This is a genomic window from Halobacillus sp. HZG1, from assembly GCF_035818575.1.
In the GTDB taxonomy this organism is placed as follows: Bacteria; Bacillota; Bacilli; order Bacillales; family Halobacillaceae; genus Halobacillus; species Halobacillus litoralis.
Genome location: NZ_JAYLVQ010000082.1, coordinates 73,594 through 92,239 on the forward strand (window position 1 = coordinate 73,594; position 18,646 = coordinate 92,239).

Annotated in this window: 18 protein-coding genes; 13 read left to right on the top strand and 5 right to left on the bottom strand. The window is 43.8% G+C overall.

The window, feature by feature from the left end; all coding sequences use genetic code 11:
* Positions 1-54: 54 nt before the first annotated feature.
* The 3 genes from VKA52_RS17570 (at position 55) to VKA52_RS17580 (ending at position 4,111) form a co-directional block, all read left to right on the top strand.
* Positions 55-2,202 carry a type IA DNA topoisomerase gene (locus tag VKA52_RS17570; RefSeq protein ID WP_326316634.1) on the top strand — a complete coding sequence of 716 codons (2,148 nt, stop codon included), beginning with the start codon at positions 55-57 and terminating at the stop codon, positions 2,200-2,202.
* Positions 2,203-2,414: 212 nt separating this feature from the next.
* Positions 2,415-3,197 carry a cupin domain-containing protein gene (locus tag VKA52_RS17575; RefSeq protein WP_326316635.1) on the top strand — a complete coding sequence of 261 codons (783 nt, stop codon included), beginning with the start codon at positions 2,415-2,417 and terminating at the stop codon, positions 3,195-3,197.
* Between the two features lie 332 nt (positions 3,198-3,529).
* Positions 3,530-4,111, top strand: coding sequence for a 2OG-Fe(II) oxygenase (locus VKA52_RS17580; RefSeq protein ID WP_326316663.1), 582 nt, complete (start codon positions 3,530-3,532; stop codon positions 4,109-4,111).
* 102 nt (positions 4,112-4,213) lie between these two features.
* Here VKA52_RS17580 and VKA52_RS17585 read toward each other — a convergent pair whose 3' ends face one another.
* A complete protein-coding gene (locus VKA52_RS17585; protein WP_160915927.1) occupies positions 4,214-4,336 on the bottom strand; it encodes a YfhE family protein in 123 nt (40 codons plus the stop codon).
* A gap of 193 nt (positions 4,337-4,529) precedes the next feature.
* Between VKA52_RS17585 and VKA52_RS17590 the strand changes: the two genes are divergently transcribed.
* The 3 genes from VKA52_RS17590 to VKA52_RS17600 all read left to right on the top strand — a co-directional run bounded on the left by VKA52_RS17590 (position 4,530) and on the right by VKA52_RS17600 (position 7,582).
* Positions 4,530-5,492, top strand: coding sequence for an ATP-dependent 6-phosphofructokinase (locus tag VKA52_RS17590; protein ID WP_326316664.1), 963 nt, complete (start codon positions 4,530-4,532; stop codon positions 5,490-5,492).
* Positions 5,493-5,615: 123 nt separating this feature from the next.
* Positions 5,616-6,797 carry an alanyl-tRNA editing protein gene (locus tag VKA52_RS17595; RefSeq protein WP_326316636.1) on the top strand — a complete coding sequence of 394 codons (1,182 nt, stop codon included), beginning with the start codon at positions 5,616-5,618 and terminating at the stop codon, positions 6,795-6,797.
* 266 nt (positions 6,798-7,063) lie between these two features.
* Positions 7,064-7,582, top strand: a complete 519-nt coding sequence (locus VKA52_RS17600; protein WP_326316637.1) for a DUF1456 family protein — start codon at positions 7,064-7,066, stop codon at positions 7,580-7,582.
* 54 nt (positions 7,583-7,636) lie between these two features.
* Here VKA52_RS17600 and VKA52_RS17605 read toward each other — a convergent pair whose 3' ends face one another.
* Complete coding sequence (locus tag VKA52_RS17605; protein ID WP_160915936.1) at positions 7,637-7,834, bottom strand: hypothetical protein; 198 nt, start codon at positions 7,832-7,834, stop codon at positions 7,637-7,639.
* A gap of 233 nt (positions 7,835-8,067) precedes the next feature.
* On the opposite strand from VKA52_RS17605, the gene VKA52_RS17610 reads away from it, so the two are divergent.
* Positions 8,068-8,457, top strand: coding sequence for a YbaN family protein (locus VKA52_RS17610; RefSeq protein WP_206946889.1), 390 nt, complete (start codon positions 8,068-8,070; stop codon positions 8,455-8,457).
* A 74-nt stretch (positions 8,458-8,531) separates the two neighbouring features.
* Here the strand turns inward: VKA52_RS17610 and VKA52_RS17615 are convergent, their stop codons facing one another.
* Both VKA52_RS17615 and VKA52_RS17620 read right to left on the bottom strand, forming a co-directional pair.
* Positions 8,532-9,293 carry a sporulation protein gene (locus tag VKA52_RS17615; protein ID WP_206946891.1) on the bottom strand — a complete coding sequence of 254 codons (762 nt, stop codon included), beginning with the start codon at positions 9,291-9,293 and terminating at the stop codon, positions 8,532-8,534.
* An 84-nt stretch (positions 9,294-9,377) separates the two neighbouring features.
* Positions 9,378-10,178: a low temperature-induced protein gene (locus tag VKA52_RS17620; RefSeq protein ID WP_326316638.1), complete on the bottom strand. Its 801-nt coding sequence runs from the start codon at positions 10,176-10,178 to the stop codon at positions 9,378-9,380.
* A gap of 229 nt (positions 10,179-10,407) precedes the next feature.
* Here VKA52_RS17620 and VKA52_RS17625 point away from each other — a divergent pair, with 229 nt between their 5' ends.
* The 4 genes from VKA52_RS17625 (at position 10,408) to VKA52_RS17640 (ending at position 16,143) form a co-directional block, all read left to right on the top strand.
* Positions 10,408-11,058 carry an SDR family oxidoreductase gene (locus tag VKA52_RS17625; protein WP_326316665.1) on the top strand — a complete coding sequence of 217 codons (651 nt, stop codon included), beginning with the start codon at positions 10,408-10,410 and terminating at the stop codon, positions 11,056-11,058.
* Between the two features lie 244 nt (positions 11,059-11,302).
* Positions 11,303-12,922, top strand: a complete 1,620-nt coding sequence (locus tag VKA52_RS17630; protein WP_326316639.1) for an FAD-dependent monooxygenase — start codon at positions 11,303-11,305, stop codon at positions 12,920-12,922.
* A gap of 287 nt (positions 12,923-13,209) precedes the next feature.
* On the top strand, positions 13,210-15,123 hold the full coding sequence (locus VKA52_RS17635; RefSeq protein WP_326316640.1) for an LTA synthase family protein: 1,914 nt from the start codon (positions 13,210-13,212) through the stop codon (positions 15,121-15,123).
* A gap of 624 nt (positions 15,124-15,747) precedes the next feature.
* Positions 15,748-16,143: a VOC family protein gene (locus tag VKA52_RS17640; RefSeq protein ID WP_326316641.1), complete on the top strand. Its 396-nt coding sequence runs from the start codon at positions 15,748-15,750 to the stop codon at positions 16,141-16,143.
* 15 nt (positions 16,144-16,158) lie between these two features.
* On the opposite strand, the gene VKA52_RS17645 is transcribed toward VKA52_RS17640, so the two are convergent.
* Complete coding sequence (locus VKA52_RS17645) at positions 16,159-16,659, bottom strand: GNAT family N-acetyltransferase (protein WP_326316642.1); 501 nt, start codon at positions 16,657-16,659, stop codon at positions 16,159-16,161.
* A gap of 136 nt (positions 16,660-16,795) precedes the next feature.
* On the opposite strand from VKA52_RS17645, the gene VKA52_RS17650 reads away from it, so the two are divergent.
* Both VKA52_RS17650 and VKA52_RS17655 read left to right on the top strand, forming a co-directional pair.
* Complete coding sequence (locus VKA52_RS17650; RefSeq protein WP_326316643.1) at positions 16,796-17,140, top strand: hypothetical protein; 345 nt, start codon at positions 16,796-16,798, stop codon at positions 17,138-17,140.
* Between the two features lie 159 nt (positions 17,141-17,299).
* A complete protein-coding gene (locus tag VKA52_RS17655; protein WP_326316644.1) occupies positions 17,300-18,631 on the top strand; it encodes a copper amine oxidase in 1,332 nt (443 codons plus the stop codon).
* Positions 18,632-18,646 lie beyond the last annotated feature (15 nt).

The following is an 18,646-nucleotide window of genomic DNA, read 5'->3' on the forward strand; positions in this document are numbered from 1 at the left end:
ATTTACAGTTCATCCCATAGTACTCTTGGGGTTCAATGAAGGGAGTGGGAGACCATGACGCGAGTGGTCATCTTAGCCGAAAAACCCTCTCAGGCAAAAGCATATGCAGAGGCTTTTACAATACAGGAAAAAACGAAAACGTATATTGTACTCAAACCGGATGATATTTTCCCGAACGGGGCGACGATCACGTGGGGCGTTGGTCATCTGGTGGAATTGAAAGAACCGCACGACTATAAGCCGGAGTGGAAGCGATGGAAGCTTGATCAGCTGCCGATTGTTCCTGACCGATTTCTTGAAAAAGTATCCAAAGGGAAGTGGGAGCAGTTTAAAGAGGTCAAGCGTCTGTTCCAGCAGGCCGACGTCCTTGTAAATGCGGCCGATGTCGACCGGGAAGGGTCGAATATTTTCTATAGTATCCTTCGTTTAACAGGGGTGAAAGGGAAGCCGGTTCGACGCCTCTGGATCAACTCTCTTGAGAAGGACGAAGTGCGTAAAGGATTTAGCAATCTACGAAACAATGAAAAAGATTTACGTATGTTTGATGAAGCGAAAGCACGTCAGATCAGTGATTGGATGGTAGGGATCAACGCGAGCCGTCTATTCACTCTGCATTTGCAGAAGAAAGGGTTCGGAAGCTACTTAACGATCGGTCGAGTGCAATCGCCAACCGTCTACTTGATTTACCAGAGGCACAAGGAGATAGAGAACTTTGTATCTGAGCCTTTCTACCAAATCGAGGGACTTTTTCAATCAGACGCAGGTTCCTATAAGGGTCTCGCTGAGATCAAGGAAAAGGATAAAGCCAAGGTCCAGGAGCTTATGGACAAGCATGGCTTGAAGGAAAAGACCGACCACCAGGGGTTAATCCAGCGTGTAGACAAAAAGACAAAACATCAAAAATCACCGAAACTGCATTCGCTATCCACGTTGCAGAGTGTTGCGAACAGACGCTGGAAGTACACACCCTCGCAAGTGTTGAAGACGATGCAAAAGCTCTATGAGAAAAAGCTTGTCTCCTATCCGAGGACCGACTGTAATTACATTACCGAAAGCGAGTTCTCCTATTTAGTAAACAACCTGAAGGCCTATCAGGATACGATGAACGCTTCTTTCACCCCGATCTCTTTAAAACCGAGGAAGCGGTATGTGGACAGCAAGAAGGTTCAGGAGCACTATGCCATCATCCCGACAAAGTCCATTCCGACGGAAAAGAAACTGAATGGGCTGAGCCGTGAGGAACGCAACATCTATACAGAGGTGCTCGCGACGACACTTGCGATGTTCCATAATGATCACGTCTATGAAGAGACGACGATTTTCACACACGTTCATGAGCTTCCTTTTAAATCAACAGGGCGGAGAGAAGTGCACCAGGGTTGGAAAGAGCTTTTTCCTAAGCCATCCAAAGCCAAACAGGAAAAAGATGCGCTGCTTCCGAATGTTCAAAAAGGAGAAGAGGTGGGTGCGCGCCTTCATATAAAAGAAAGCATGACACAGCCTCCGAAACCTTACACCGAAGGTCAGCTGATCAACATGATGAAAACGTGTGGAAAGCTCATGGATGACGAGGAAGACGTGGAAATCCTGAAGGAAGTCGAAGGTCTCGGAACCGAAGCGACCCGCTCAAGCATCATTGAAACGATCAAAGCACAAAAATACATTGAAGTGAAGAAGAACAACGTCTACGTCACGGCTAAAGGCATCACACTGTGTGAAGTTATCGAAGGGACGCTGTTATCGAGCCCGTCCATGACTGCGAAGTGGGAATCGTATTTGAAGAAAATCGGCAGCGGAGAAGGATCGAAGCAAACGTTCATCAAACAGACGAGTCAGTTTATTGAAAAGCTGATCCAGGAGACTCCTGATTCCATTCAACAGGTTCAGATCCGGAATACGGGGGAAAAGAAAAAATGGAATACACCAATCGCCAAATGCCCGGCATGTCAGACAGGTTCGATTATGGACCGGTACAAATTTTACGCATGTTCTGAATATAAAAAAGGCTGCAAGGTGAGTTTTCCGAAAAGATTAGCCGGAAAAACGCTGACAGCCAATATGATCAAAACCCTGTGCGAGAAAAAACGGACGAAGGTCTTAAAAGGATTTAAAGGAAAGAAACCGTTCAGTACCGCTTTGACATTGGATGAAGACTATAAGATTAAGTTCGACTTTAATAAGAAAGCCGCAGAAAAAAGGTAGACATATGTAGTCCTGCTTGCCTCTCCAGGTGTGTACGCAATCACACAAAGAGGCAGGCTTTTTTTTATGAAAACAATCAGATTGTCTTATTTCTCTGGAGGGGTGTCCGTGTGGATCAGAAAAATGTTGTTTTATGCCAAAAACGTGCTTCAAGGACACTCCACGTATTCCATACATAGGATAAAACAACATATGGGAAGGGATTTGAGAAAATGTATGTTGGACCCTATACGCATCCATATTACTTAAACCAGCCAGGTTATGGTTACAGGAATTCTGCAGGATATTGGTCTGCACCTAACCAACCATATGGCTATTATGACCGGGTGATGCTAACAGATTATGGCTCTAATCCATTCGTCATCAATATCAATGAAGCAACGAAGCAAAACCAAAACTACCGGACGGCTTTATGGTCGGGATCAAACTTACAGGTAACTTTAATGAGTATTCCCCCGGGCGGAGATATTGGGTTGGAAGTGCATCCAAATGTCGATCAGTTCCTGCGTATTGAACAGGGGCAGGGAATGGCGCAAATGGGCGACCGTAAAAACAATCTAAGTTTTGAAAGAAACGTCTATGATGATGACGCCATCATCGTCCCTGCTGGAACATGGCATAATGTAACCAATACAGGGAATACGCCACTGAAACTTTATTCGATATACGCTCCACCCAATCATCCATTCGGGACGGTTCATGCGACCAAGGCAGATGCCATGGCAGCGGAGGGAGAAAACAGTGAAGGGAATGGGAGTACCGTTGTCTATGGAAAGACCCCGGACGAATGGGTGAGGTACACGGAATTTTTGGTGAATGAAGGGTTGGAAGATGTGAAAAGAGGAATCAATGCTACCCATATCCTTCAAGAATTTATTTTGATGGGATTGCTTGTAGGGAAGGGATATACTCCTGAAAAAGCCTATGAAACAGTAGAGGAATGGGAAAGGACAGGAGAATCCAAACTTCTTCAACAAAGTAAAAAGATGCAGTAGTGCCTTACCCATCTCCTTATTCATATAGGGGAGCGGGAAACACTACTTCTTTCCAATGTGAAAGAGGTAGTGTTTTTTTATAGAATCAGCCATCATATGGGGGTCAGACAAACAAAAATAGTAAACTTTTATCATTTGTGAACAATTTTGTAATTTTCATAAAAACTTAAAGAATAAATCATAAAAAGGTGGTAATATATTTCTAATATCCAATCTTCTTCCTGGATATACGTTTCTTTGAAAACGTCTTATAAAAATAAGAAGAGGTTGATGAAAAGTTGACATTAACAGTGAAAGAAGCTTCCATTTTTGACCACAAGGGAAACAGGATTATGACGGAAGACCGTGAGATTGCGATTATTGCCAAAATGGAAGACCCTAAGATTGCTATTTTAGGAAACGTCATCAGTGATGCTGAATGTGATGAGCTTATCCGTCTTTCTCAAAATCGGATGAACCGCTCAAAAATCGGCTCGCGTCATGAAGTGAGTGACATCCGTACAAGCAGCAGCACATTTCTGCCGGAGGATGATATCACTACCCGAATTGAGAAGCGGTTGGCGCACATCATGAATGTACCCGTTGAACATGGAGAAGGACTTCACATCTTGAATTATAAACAAGGCCAGGAATATAAAGCCCATTATGATTATTTCAAATCGAAGGTCCAGGCGAAGAACAATCCGAGGATCAGTACGCTTGTTCTTTATTTGAACGATGTCGAAGAGGGTGGGGAAACGTACTTCCCACATATGAATTTAGCTGTTTCTCCTCAAAAAGGCATGGGCATCTACTTCGAATATTTTTATTCCGACCCTGAAATCAATGAGCGCACGCTCCATGGCGGATCACCAGTCACCAGTGGAGAAAAATGGGCAGCAACGATGTGGGTGAGGAGAAAACAATATAGATAAAAATGGAGAGTTACTCTCTAAACATAATGAAACACCGGGCATGGCGCACATTTGACCATACCCGGTGTTTTTCTTATGACAGAAAGGGGATCTGAAGCACCATTACTTCATTCTTGTGTTTTCTACTATTTTATTTGCTCGTTTGAATTCTTTCTGGAATCTAACTTCTTGTGTTTTTGTTAAGGTACTTCTTTTTTCTTTGGAAACTTGGGCCTTCGATTTCATTCCTAATCCCTCCTTTACCTGTCATTAGTTTCATTATGAACGGTTTGGGATAAGGTTATTCTATGGCTGGACGTGTTGGTACTCTCCTGAAAACGTGGGGGCATCTCTTCCTGGTGAAGGAGGTCTACTTGTGGCAGACATTGGAAGGGTATAGAATATATAGTGTTGATTCGTAGGAAAGTGAGTGATGAAGATGGATAGAATCGGTGTGTTGACGAGCGGGGCAGATGCTCCGGGAATGAATGCAGCCATACGATCAGTCGTAAGGTCAGGAATCTATGAAGGCGTTGAAATGGTTGGAATCAAGTATGGTTTTAAAGGTCTGTTTAATGACAACCTCGAGATAATGGATGCATCCTCCGTGGGCTCTATTATTCAACGTGGAGGCACGATCCTGCAAGCCTACACATGTGATGAAATTCACACGGATGCAGGTCAGGAGAAAGCCATTAAGAACTTACAAAAACAAGGAATCGATTCCTTAGTTGTAATTGGCGGTAAGGAAGCCTTAGCGGTTGCTGCTGCTTTACAAAAAAAGAACTTTCCATGTATGGGAGTACCTGCCACCATTGATAACGACATCCCGGGCGTGACTGAGGCTGTCGGTTTTGATACAGGACTAAATACAATCATTGATTATATTGATCGCATTCGCGATACGGCGTCTTCCCATGAAAAATCATCGATTATTGAAGTGATGGGAAAAGACACAGGAAATCTCGCTTTATGGTCAGGCCTTGCCGGAGGTGCTGAGAACATTTTAGTACCTGAAAAAAAAGAAGACTTAGAGACCATTGTGAATCAAATTAAAGAGGGACCTTCACGAGATAAAAGATACAGCATCATTATTGTAGCCGAGGGTAGTGGTGTGAGTGGAATCGATCTCAATAAAAAGTTAAAAGAAGAAGCAGGGATTGAATCACGTGTTACGGTATTAGGCCACACCCAGCGGGGTGGTGCTCCTACCGCAAGAGACCGGGTGTTGGCGAGTCGATTAGGCGCTCATGCGGTGGAACTGCTTCTTGCAGAGAAATCAGGCAGAGTCGTCGGTCTGGAAAACCATACGCCTGTGAGCTATGCATTTGATGACATCTTTTCTAAAACCGCTCAGATTGATGAAGGCATGTATGAGTTGTCAGGAAGGTTGTCAATATAAAAGAGAAAGTGGGCAAGCGTTTCAGGCGCTGGCCTTTTCTTTTTCTATATAGGGGATGGAATAGAGGAATCGATCTCCTATGCGTGTTACGATACCCTTAAGTATGAAGAGGAGGAACGCCTAATGACGCGAAAGCTGTACTATGAAGATGTCTATATGATGAATTTTGACTCAAAGGTGACCAGAACAGATGAAGATGAACGTGGTTTGTACGTTGTTCTCGAAGAAACCGCGTTTTATCCGACAGGCGGCGGCCAGCCAAACGACGAAGGGACATTGAATGGTGTGGCGGTATTCAATGTCGAAGAAGTGGATGGCGAAGTGCGTCATTACATAAAAGAAGAGATTGCTAACAAAGAAGGGGTACATGGGAAGATCAATCGTGAGCGCCGACTCGACCACATGCAGCAGCATAGTGGCCAGCATATCATTTCAGCTGTCTTCGACGATCAGTTCAATATCCCGACCACAAGCTTTCATTTAGGCAAAGATACGGTGACGATTGATTTAGATACGGAGAAACTGACTGATGAAATGTTGGAAAATGCAGAGGGTCAGGTAAATCAAATCATTCGTTCAAACGATCCGATTGAAACGAAATGGTTGTCTGTTGAGGAAGCTGTAGAATATCCACTTCGCAAAAAGCTTGCTGTTCAAGGAGATGTGCGTCTTGTCATCATCCCGGAGGTGGATTACAACGGCTGTGGCGGTACGCATCCTCATTCAACCGGCGAGGTCATGGCTGCCAAGTTTTTAGGCTGGACCAAAAATAAAAACCAGGTCCGCTTGGAATTCGTGTGTGGTCATCGGGTTTTGCAAAAGCTTGGTCAGAAGCATCACGTGCTGTCGGAAATGAAGCGAATCGTTCCGAAGCCGGAACAAAAGCTTGTCGATGAAGTAGGTGAGCTGATCAAGGCAAGCAAGGAAAAGGATAAGAAAATTGCTGAGTTGGAGGAACAACTCCTTTACTATGAAGCACAGGAAATCCTATCAGCGTCCAAAGAACAGTCAGTGATCCGGCGCGTATTCAGTAATCGTCCGATCAAGATGCTTCAGTCTCTGGGTAAAATGATTGTAGAAGAAGCTCCCTCCGCTTATTTGATTCTCATCAGTGAGCAGGAAGACCAGCTGCAGTTTGTTCTTGCGCGCGGAGCAGACATCGATCGGAATATGAACGAGGTCGCTAAACAGGCGATGACACTCATTGAAGGAAAAGGCGGAGGTAAACCGAATTTCGTTCAAGGGGGCGGAAAGAGATTAGTAGATGGGGAGCATTTTGCTAGTCAAATCCAAGAGTTATTATGATTTTCCTGTTAGGAAACAAGAGGAACCGTGCGAAGCCGTCTTTATTTATGAGAAAGTCATTCCCTCCTATAATATTTAATCCTGGATGGATGGGCTAAGTGAGGTTAATTGATGAAGCACGAACCCGCCAGGTCCTTTCTATCCTTGCTTAAACTTTTCCTGTTCGGTTAAACTATCAAGTACTTGAACATGTTATGATTAGACCTTAATCGCATCACTGAACTGAATTCAGTGTACAGAGGAAATAGGATAGGAGGCTCTTTTCAATGGATAATAATGATATACTGATCCGCTTACGATACGCCCTTGATATCAAAGATCAAGACATGATTGAAATATTCAGGCTTGGTGGCGTGGATCTTACGAAAGAAGAAGTTCAAAAGGTTCTCACCAAGTCAGAAGATAGTTATGATGCCGAAGATGATGAAGTTTATGAAGATGAAGATCACATCAAGTGCACCAACAGCATGCTGGAGTCCTTTTTAAACGGATTCATTACATTCGAGCGGGGGCCGCAGCCGTCTAAGCCTGGTCAGCCGAATAAACCGGATCGTTCAATTAAGAATTATTCCAGTGTGAATAATGTCATGCTGAAAAAAGTGAAAATTGCCCTGAAGCTGACGAATGAGGATGTTATTGAGATCCTGGAGGCAGCGGATGTGAGAATCACCAAAGGGGAACTCAGCGGTTTATTAAGGAAAGAAGGGCATAAGAATTATCGACAGTTCGGTGATCAGTATGCCAGGAATTTCTTAAAAGGATTAACAATCAAATATAGAGGTTAAAAAAAGAGGTCCAACCATTCTGTGGTTCGGCCTCTTTTTTTAGGAAGGGGAATGTTAAAGTTGACGGACATGGACGGGATCGATCGTGCTGGAGAGAGGATATTTCACTCGGAATTTCCGGTTGATGGCATGGATCAATGCATGCTTTGCTTCCTCAGAGGCAATTTCGCCTTCTTTTATGTCTTCATGGTTCATCCTGACTTCAAAATCAATCTGATGATGTTTATAATGGACTTTTCCAGATACGACCATTGTAAGTCCTCCTTCTGTTAGGATCATTTGATAGAGTTCATTTATGTGAAATGCGGACAAACAGAAGGTGTTTACCCTTGGGAATTTTTCATAAAACATCCCAGTTAGGATAAATGGAATGTCATCGGTTGAACGATGAGGAGAATCTGGAGTAAGCTGAGGAGGAGAGAAAGCTTTTGCTGTCTGGATCTGTGGAAGAGCAAAGGCGTAATGATGCATTGAGGAGATCGTCTATGAAACAAATGGTAAGAGTTCTATTAATCGTGATTGGAAGTATATCCCTTGTACTGGGCGTGTTGGGGATTGTGCTTCCCCTTGTTCCAACGACCCCCTTTTTACTGTTGACGGGAGCTTGTTATGTGCGGAGTTCAGACCGTCTGTACAACTGGCTGATGTCGAATAAATGGTTCGGGTCTTATATCAAAAACTATAAAGCCGGCCGTGGGATTCCTGTTCGTGCAAAGGTATCACTGCTCATCATGATTTGGTTTTCCTTCTTATTTTCAGCTTTCTATATCACCTCTCATCCGTTGTTGAGAGCAGGTTTTATCTTTGGTGGTCTCTTCTTTACTGTCCTCATTCTCCGGACAAAAACATACCATCCTGAAAGTGAACAATCATAATCTGGTGTTCCACCATAATAGATTGAACGAGAAAAAGCGGATCCTCGCTGAAGGTTGGTGAGGATCCGCTGTTCTTATTTTTTATATTGATCAATGGTCTGCTGCAACTTACGGGCAACGCTTTCCAGTGAACCATTCAGTTCCTGGTCGGTGAACGTTACTTTCGCGCGGCTTTCGTCCATTTCCAGAGCTTCTGCAAACAACCCACCGAGACCACGTGCACGTCGGTCAACTTCAAGCATGACATCGATGCGGTTCTCATGCAGGAAGAAGATGGCTTCCAGTTCATCCAAATAAGAACGGTATTCTCCACCAGGGGCGAATTCAAATTCCTGGACGTATCCAAAACGTTTGGAGTATTCCATTTCCACTTTTCTTAAATGAAAACCTAAATGGTTTTCTAACGCCTGCAGTACTTGGTTAATGTATGGATGCGGGGCAATTTTAATAGGATCCCGGTCCTCCGGATCAAGTGCCATCGGGATGTCGAGCCCTGTTTCGAACCAGATCGGAAGTCTTCCGTGTGAAGCAGGGACATGGTAAGGCAGCTGAAGAGAGAATGGGATTTCTTTCGTTTCCCCTTCTTTAATGGTCTCCTGACCGGCGATTGGGTACTTCTGTAAAGCCACTTTTTCTTTCACTTTCTTATCATCCACTTCACGGATGGCCTCGGTCATGAGGAAGATATGGATGGAGTCGATGGATTGCTCGACGTCTCCTCCCTGGATGACCACTTTCCCATGGACCGTTTCCCCTGGAATGAATTGGTCTTTTTCTAATTGTGTATCCACCTTGGCAGCACCTACGCCAACACTTGCTAATAATTTCTTGAACATGCGGATCTCCTCCTTCCCTTGATTATACGGACATATAGGAGGAAAAGGTTCAAAAATTTTAATGCCAAAAAACTCAATTGCGGATTATTTGTGTTTGGTGGAGCGGTGTCTTTCCTCCGTTCGGGAACGTGTTTCGTTTGAAGAAGGGGTAGAATGGTCAGCTGAATGACTGGCATATGATTTTTCTTTCACGACATCTGTTTTACTTCGATGGTCATGTTCTCTTGAGACCGAATCATGAGTGGTAGAGTGTTCATCCTCACCCGAAATGGAATCCTGGCGTTTAGAGTGATCATAGTCTCCTGTAACAGAATCATGCCGAGTGGAGTGGTCATGGTTCTGGTAGTCGTTCGGGTACATGGACGAGTTTTCTGTTTTGTTGGAGAGGAACGTCCGGTAAACTTTATCCTGCAATTTTTCCGTCGCTTCAACGATGACGATGATTTTTCCATCTTTCAAATGGTTTTCGTACTGATGCGCATCTTTCTCAGACATACCTGCTCCGACAAGAGCACCTACGATTCCACCACCGCCAGCGCCTACACCTGCTCCTGTAAGAGCGGCAGCAATGGGTCCTGCGGCAGCAATTTGTCCGATTCCAGGGATGGCAAGGAGACCTAATCCTGCAATGAGTCCACCAATACCACCTAAGGCACCGCCAGATAATGCCCCTAGACCTGCGCCTTTTCCAGCTTTTTTACCCCGGCCGCTGTGATTAGATGTGACCGATGTATCCATTTCTTCTTCCAGCACATTGACTTTGCTTTTGTCTCTTGCAAAAACAGAGATGTCGTTTGAGCCATATCCATGATGCTGTAAATCCGTAATCGCTTTTTCTGCTTGTCCTACTTTTGAAAAAACACCGCCTATGATTCTTCGATTCATAATGATGATCCTCCTTTAATTTTCCGTTAGTAGGTCCATACCCGTTCCAGCCACCTGTAACCTTTCTTGAACTAAAATAGTCTCTTAGTTGTGGTTCTGAAAAGATAGAGGGAGACGTCATTCACGCATGATTGTGTAAGCATTGTCGGTTTTCTTTCTGTCCATTTGGGTAACATTTAAGGTAGGACTAAGAATTACTCCATCAAGAGGCATAGAAAGGATGAAGAAAATGAAAGTACTTGTGGTAGGTGCAAATGGTCAAGTAGGGAAACATCTCGTCCAATTTATTCAAGAAACGGATGGAATGGAAGCGAAAGCCATGATCCGTAAAGAAGAACAAGCTTCTTATTTCAAGGAGCTTGGGGCGGAAACAGTCTTAGTGGATCTTGAAGAGGATACAAACACAATAGCTGAAGCTTATAATGGTGTAGATGCCGTCGTGTTCACAGCTGGTTCAGGTCCGAATACGGGAGCTGATAAGACCGTTCTGATCGATCTGGATGCTGCAGTAAAAACGATAGAAGCTGCGAAACAAAAAGGCGTGGACCGCTACGTCATGATCAGTTCGTTTGATACCACCCGTGGAGCCATACAAGGTGCTCCTTCGTCATTCGCTCCTTATGTCGCTGCGAAACACTATGCAGATGATTGGCTGAGAAGAACGAATTTGGATTACACGATCATCCATCCTGGTATGCTTACTAATGATGAGGGAAGTGGCCAAGTAGAGGCTGCTGAAACCGTAGAACGAGGCGAAATCCCCCGTGAAGATGTGGCTCGTGTAATTTTGTCTACTTTGGAAAATAAGTCAACGATTGGCAAAGAGTTTCAAGTCGTTGGTGGGACGAAACCGGTAAAAGAAGCCATACGCTCCCTTTAAAATAAATAGAAATGTGTTTAAAGGCAGTCTGATCTCCATCAGGCTGCCTTTTTATGGTGGTGGGAAAATATAAAATTTCGTGCCCTGAAAAAAGTGCCCCGAAGAACAATAGCTTCGTGCACAAATAAGCTTGGGAATGTGTCTTAACATGGTTGAGTAAGAAGGAGAAGGGTAAGGTAAATGAGGATCTATTTTTCTACTGAAACCTTTTTTTTATATAGCAAGATTGAAAGGGGTGTAAAAGGTGACATCTGTGATTGAAACAGACGTACTGATTATTGGAGCAGGACCGGCTGGGCTGATGGCTGCCAATGAGCTGCAAAAACGGAACATGGATTATATCTGCTTAGAGAAGCGATCCCGTCCATCGGATCTCTCGAAAGCTCTTGGCATTCAGGCGAGGACGCTTGAAATGTTTGAACTTCTGGGCGTTCATCAGGAATTTTTGGAAAAGGGCTACCCGGGACCTGGTTCCAAGCTGCATCTTGGAGGAGAAAACCCATCTGTGGTGGAACTCTATCATATCGATAGTCAATATCCGTACCTGCTTATTATTCCTCAAAGTGAGACCGAGAGTATATTAGAAGACCACCTTTCCTCATTAGGGGGGAGTGCCGACAGGGAACATGAAGTCGTGGAAGTCATGGAATCGGACGAAGGAGTGTATGTCACTGCGAAACATAACGGGGAGTTGAAGAGGTATGTCGCCAAATACCTTCTCGCTTGCGATGGTGCACATAGTAAGGTTCGTCAGGACTTGAATGTTCCTTTTGAAGGGGAAGATGAAGGATACACCTTTTTCCTTGGGGATGTTGATGTACCTGCTCTGAATGAAATTTATATTAACATGCATTTGAATGATCGTGGTGCGGTTGCTTTCTTTCCATATAAAGATGGCAGCTACCGGGTAGTTGGAATGAATCGAGCCGAACAAGGACTCCCTCACCAGGATGATTTGTCTTTGCAAGATTTGCAGGAGCATTTGGATACAGTTTTAACAGAACCTTACCAAGTAGAGAACCCCAAATGGCTCTCATACTTCGGGACCGCCCATCGTCAGGTGCCGAACTACAGGGAGGGGAACGTTTTCTTCGTAGGGGATGCGGCACATATCCATAATCCGATTGGCGGCCAGGGGATGAATCTGGGTCTGCAGGATGCAGCAAATATCGTCTGGAAGCTGGATGCCGTGCTTAACGGCCATGCGGATGATGCTTTTCTCGACAGCTACCATCACGAACGCGCTCCCATTGGGTTGGATGTACTGAAAGAGACTTCGCGCATGCTTAAAATCATTGACCTTCAAGGGGCTCAGGGGAAAATGCGGAATTGGGCGGGCAAAGCGGCATTGACGCAGGACTGGGTGCAAAAGAAGATTGCCAATCACCTTTCCAATATTTACAACGAATATGAAGAAACCTCTAAAAACAAGTCTCTGCAAGACTCTTCTCTGTCTAAGGGAGCCATACGTGCGGGAGAACGGGTGCCGGATCACCATTTATTCTTTGATGGTTCCCATGATAAAAGTGTGTATCCTTTAATCCGGAGGTATGGATACATTTGCTTCATTTATATAGACGCACAAGATGAATCCTTCATCAATGAATCGTACAGCTTTTCCAAAAAGGTACAAGAAACGTATGGAGAACTTATCAAGGTTTTCCTTGTTGCTAAAGGAGGAACAGTGAGGACGGATGGTGATGAGCTTCCGATTATTTATGACGTGCACAGGCATTTAGGTAATAAGCTTGGTATGGAGAAAGGGCATACCCTTCTCATTCGTCCTGATGGGCATGTGGCTTTTCACGAATCATTTTCAGAACATGTAAAAACACTGGGGAAAGTTAGAGAGTTTTTTAGTTAGTGGGGAGGTAGTACCCATTTATAAAAAATTATTAGGAAATCCCATCTGAGTTCTTAACTATGGATGGGATTTTTTGTCTGTATTTTAACTACTATGTAACGGTTATGTCATCTCTTTAAATGAGTTTAACAGTTTTATGATAATGGTATATTTCTATCAGACATGTGTTATGATGGATTTCGTCATCATTTACAACAATTTGAAAAAATGATAGTATACGAGACTTAATGAATGATGAAAAAACGGATGAAAAATTTGATAAAGGTTAAATCAACGGAGGTTTGATCATGCTTTCAAAATTCAAAATGAAAATGAAAGAGCCCGCGTTTAAAAAGAAAATAATGATTTATGCTGCCGTCATGGCGATCTTCTGGGCAAAGATGTACTTCATTCAAGGCGGAATTTTCACGCTTGATATTGAAAACGCCAATGAAGCGGCAATTCTGGCTTTTAATCCATTGAGCAGTATTTTTCTTTTATTCGGGGTAGGGATTATGCTTGCAGGTCGTAAAGGGCTGCTTGCCACATATATCTTTGGATCCCTTCTATTATATGTAAATGTTCTGTTCTACAGAGAATACAGTGACTTCCTGACGATTCCGATGTTAGGACAAGCGGCGAACCTTGCTGGCATGGGAGGAAGTATCACTAAAATTCTATCTGCGACAGACGTATTCTTGTTTGTCGATGTATTGATTGCCGCGTTCCTTCTTTTTTATCTGAAACCGGAACGCTTCCAAAGTTTCATGCCGAAACGAAAAGAAGGTCTGATTTTGGCGGTTATCGCGATTCCTCTGTTCCTTGTGAACTTAGGCTGGGCGACGACAGAACGTACGCAACTATTAGAACGTGCTTTTGACCGCAACATGCTCGTGAAGTATATCGGTGTTCTCAACTTCCACGCTTATGATATTGTCCTACAGGGACAAACGGAGGCGAAGAAGACATTTGCCGACAGTAACGAACTATCGCCGGTGTTGAACTATATCAATGAACATAAAACAAAACCAAACAGTGAGATGACAGGAGTAGCGGAAGGGAAAAACGTCATTGCGTTGTCCCTTGAAAGTACGCAGACCTTTGTTGTCGACAATACGGTTAACGGAAAAGAATTGACGCCGTATTTCAACGATCTGAAGGAGGAAGGGGCTTACTTCAGCAACTTCTATCACCAGGTTAAACAAGGCCGTACGTCTGACTCTGAATTCTTACTTGATAATTCATTGTATGGACTGAACCGGGGAGCAGCTTTCTTCACTCACTCAGGAAACGAATACCAAGCGACTCCTGAAGTATTGGGTGAAAAAGGATACTTCACCTCAACCATGCACGCCAATGATGAAACATTCTGGAACCGTAACGTCATGTACGATTCTCTTGGATATGACGAATACTTCTCCAAAAAAGATTTCAACGTAACCGAAGAGAAGTCTTATGGATGGGGTTACCTGGATGAGTATTTCTTCAGTGACTCTTTAGATAAGATGGAACAGTTGGAACAGCCGTTTTACAACAAAATGATTTCGCTGACCAACCACCATCCGTTCACGTTGCCTGAAGAGAAGAAGTTTGTAGAAGAAGGTAATACGTCCAGTGAAACTTTAAACCGTTATTTCCAGACGATCCGTTATCAGGACGAAGCGCTGAAACAATTCGTCGAGGAATTTAAGAAATCCGATCTTTATGATGATACCGTTCTTGTCATTTATGGGGACCACTTCGGTATTTCCGAAAACCATAAGCAGGCAATGGGAGAGTACCTTGATAAAGACATCAATGATTACGAACAGTTCCAATTGCAGCGGGTGCCTCTTCTTATTTTAGGAGAAGGCATTGAACCGCAGGAAAATGACACCGTTGGTGGACAGATTGACCTGCGTCCGACACTTATGAACCTTCTCGGGGTTAAAGACGAAAACCCTGTTCAATTCGGGCAGGATCTTTTCAGTGAAAATCGCCGAGAAATGATGATCACCCGGGATGGGAACTTCGCCAATGAAAAGTATGTTGGTGTGAATGGAAACTGTTATGACAGAGAAACAGGTGAACCCGTCGAAGAAGGAGAGGCTTGCGCACCTGGCTTCAAGCAGGCAGAAGAAGAACTGGCCTTATCTGATTCTGTGGTTTACGGAGATTTACTTCGTTACCTTGATGAAATTGAAATGATTGAAGAAAAAGATACTTCAAAAGATAAGAAATAAACCATGAGCTTGCAGGGAACCCTCGTTTCCCCGCAAGCTTTTTATTATCAATCACTTTTTCTTCTTACATATATGCGCCCGATTGTGGAAGACTCTGTTTCGAGACTTTTGTTGAGTTAATGGAGCTGCGGGGAATAGCTCGCTTTCCGCGGGAGCGCGGTGAGCCTCCGCCCCTTTGCCATATAAGTATCTCGAAACCTTCTAGGAATGGGAAGCTCTTACTCCTATGGAAAGTGAAGCAACATGGATACTCTAACCGCTATCCTGAATGATAAATCCTGTTAAAGAGCGCTTTAGCATTAGAGATTCAGGAATTATGAAAGACACTGATACTGGACAAAGGGGTTCGTTTCTCGCCTCAAATGTATGGGGTGGTTGGGAAGCTGCGAGACTCCCGTGGGAGAAAGGAGCTCGGCACTCCCCCACAGGAAAGTGAGTAGCTTCCCAGCCACCCCTTGCACTCAACACGATAACGGCCCTCGAAACATCTCGAAATTGAGTCTTCCGCAATCCTGCCATATCGTTTAATCATTTAAATAAGCAGGAGTAGATGATTGTTAGGCGAATATGTAAGCGAGAAGCCTTTTACGCTTAATCAAAATCTTTGAAAAGTGGGTGGAGATGATGGGAAGAGTTGTGCATTTTGAAGTTCATGTCGATGACATGGAACGAGCGAAGAAATTTTATGGAGAGGTCTTTGAATGGAAGTTCGAAGACTGGAGTGAATACGCGGGGATGCCTTACTTCGGAGTGGTGACGGGGGCGGAAAATCAGCTTGGGATCAACGGAGCTTTAATGCAGCGCCAAAGTGCACCTCCAGAATTGAATCAGGCAGTGAATGGCTTTGCCTGTACAATCGGAGTGGAAGACTACGATGCGAGTGAAGCTAAAATCATGGAACACGGAGGCAAGGTCGCTCTGCCTAAATATGCCCTTCCTGGAATGGCGTGGCAGGGATATTATTTGGATACGGAAGGCAATATCTTTGGTCTCCATCAACCCGATGAAAATGCAAAATAAACCTAAAAGAACCCTTTAATCAAGGGTTCTTTTAGGTTTTTCTTCATCGTTTCCAGGATGGATGTCTTTCTCCATCTTAACGTTGGTCGTTTTGTAAGAGAGGCTCTCGTACAACTTCCTTGCTACTGTGTTATGACCGAATACGTGCAGGCCGATTTTCTGAACCCCGATTTTTCTGGCTTCTTCTTCTGCCAGCCTCATAGCATTTTTTCCGTGTCCCTGTCCTTGATGTTCATCTGAAATCCGAATATCATAAATGAATGCTTTATCAGAGGACTGCTTACAAATCCAAAGGGAACCTGCATTTTCTCCCTTTTCACTTAGGATCGTATAAAGAAATTGATTTTCCGTATCCCTTCCATCAGGAAGCAGTTCTGCATGAGTGGTTCTGGCTTTTTCAAGCGCTTCATCCTCCGTCCAATTACCCGCAGCCACCTTTTCCTTTGCATAGGCAACGATGGAAAAATCATTGTAATTCAAAAATTCTTCTTCGGACATTCTGCGTAAAGTCGTCATTTCATTTTCTCCTTTATAAGTTATACTTTTCAATACGGCTATGAATAAGGAAAAGTTCCATTCATTAACGCAGGAGGGTAAGTTCTTCTTGGTGGAAGATACTACTCTTAGAGAAGGATGAAGGAGGTTGTATGGAATGAAATTAGTGGATATATATCGTGTTAAAACTTTTGTGGTTCCTGAATATGTGGACGCAGTGGTGCAGGGAATTCTCGGCATTGATGAGTTGAGGGTAGGAAACTACAAAAACGTGATGTGGCAGTCGAAGGACGGGATGGAGCAGTTTGTACCTGGTGAAGAGGCAGTTCCTACAAAGGGAGAGGCCGGAGAAGAAACCACTCTCACTTCACTTCGTATTGAATTTTCTATTCCAAGGGATGAAGCCTTACTAAGAAAGGTGATTGAGAAAGGGATTTACCCTTATCATCCATGGGATGAGCCGGTGGTCCAAGTGTCGGAAGAACGGGAAGCCAGAAAGTAAAAGGAAAAAAGGCTCGCTCAGTTATGGGCGAGCCTTTTTTCCCTTTTACCAATCTTCATTCAAATAAATATAAAAAAATGTAGAAAATAGTGATCCAATTTCATTTTCCTCTCGTTAGCTTGTTGAAAACAAATAAAAAGTTAAAAAGGAGAGGAAAAAATGAAACACTTGAAAAAAGTACTGGTACTGATGATGGCTCTTGTTCTTATTGTTCCTTCCGTTAGTATGGCAAACAACAGCGTAACGGTAAAAACGCCAGCCTCTGAATTAAGGGCAAGTCTGGATCAATTACTATCCGAGCACTTTGTATTAGCAACGACATACATGATGAAATCTTATGAGGATGCAGAAGACGCAGACCAGGTTTGGGAAAAGCTCGATCAGAATGCGAAAGACATGACCCCTGCGATTGCTTCCGTATATGGAGAAGAAGCAGCGGCAAAATTTGAAGAGATTTTCCGTGGACATAACGATTATTCGGACGGCTTTGTAGAAGCTGCCAAAAACGATGATCAAGAAGCGCGTGAGATGGCAGAGGCGGAAGTGGATGAGTTCGTGAATGAATTCGGCAGCTTTCTAGCAACGGCAACGGAAGGTAACCTTTCAGAAGAAGCAGCTAAAGAAGTGCTTGCCGCTCACGAACAAGATGTAGTGAAAGTCTTCGATCACTATGTGAATGAAGAGTATGAGCAAGCCTATGCCACTTATCGCGAAGGGTTCCAACGTATGTTTGACATCAGTAAGGCCCTTTCCTCAGCGATTGTCACACAAATGCCTGATCAATTTGAAAATACAAAAGCAGATGCACCTGCAGCTGATCTTCGTTCCAATTTGAATGCTCTAGCTTCAGAACATTTTGCTTTAGCTGTATTGGAAATGCAGAAGGGTTATAATCAATCGGCGGATTATGATTTTGTGACATGGGCAGAAAATCAGCATACACAAGATTTCAAAGCAGCGATTGAGTCTATTTACGGACAAGAAGGTGCCGAGCAGTTTGAACAAGTATGGCAGCAAGACCACATCAATGCACAATCTGATCTTGTTACCGCTGCACTTGAAGAAGATGAAGAAGCTAGAAAAATGGCAGAAGAAAGCTTGCAAATGTTCGCTGAAGACTTTGGTGCTTTCTTAGGTTCTGCGACTGAAGGTAATCTACCTACAGAAGCGGCTACTGAAGCGGTATGGATGCATGAAGAGCAAGTCCTGAAAACCTTTGACGCCTACGTAGAGGGAGATTATGAGGCAGCTTACACTTCTTTCCGTGAGGGATATGGATTCATGTTCGGAATTGGTGAGACGCTTGGGGATGCCATCGTTAAACAGATGCCGGATCAGTTTAACCAGGAAATGATGCCGGAGGAGATGCCTGATACTGGATTTGGTGGTACGAGTGATCAAGGCCTTTCTACTTGGGTATGGGTAGCATTCGGTCTCTTGGCTGCTGCTTCAGCAAGCTTCATTTATGTGAGAAAAGTGAATCAACAATAATAGGCGGGGAGGGGA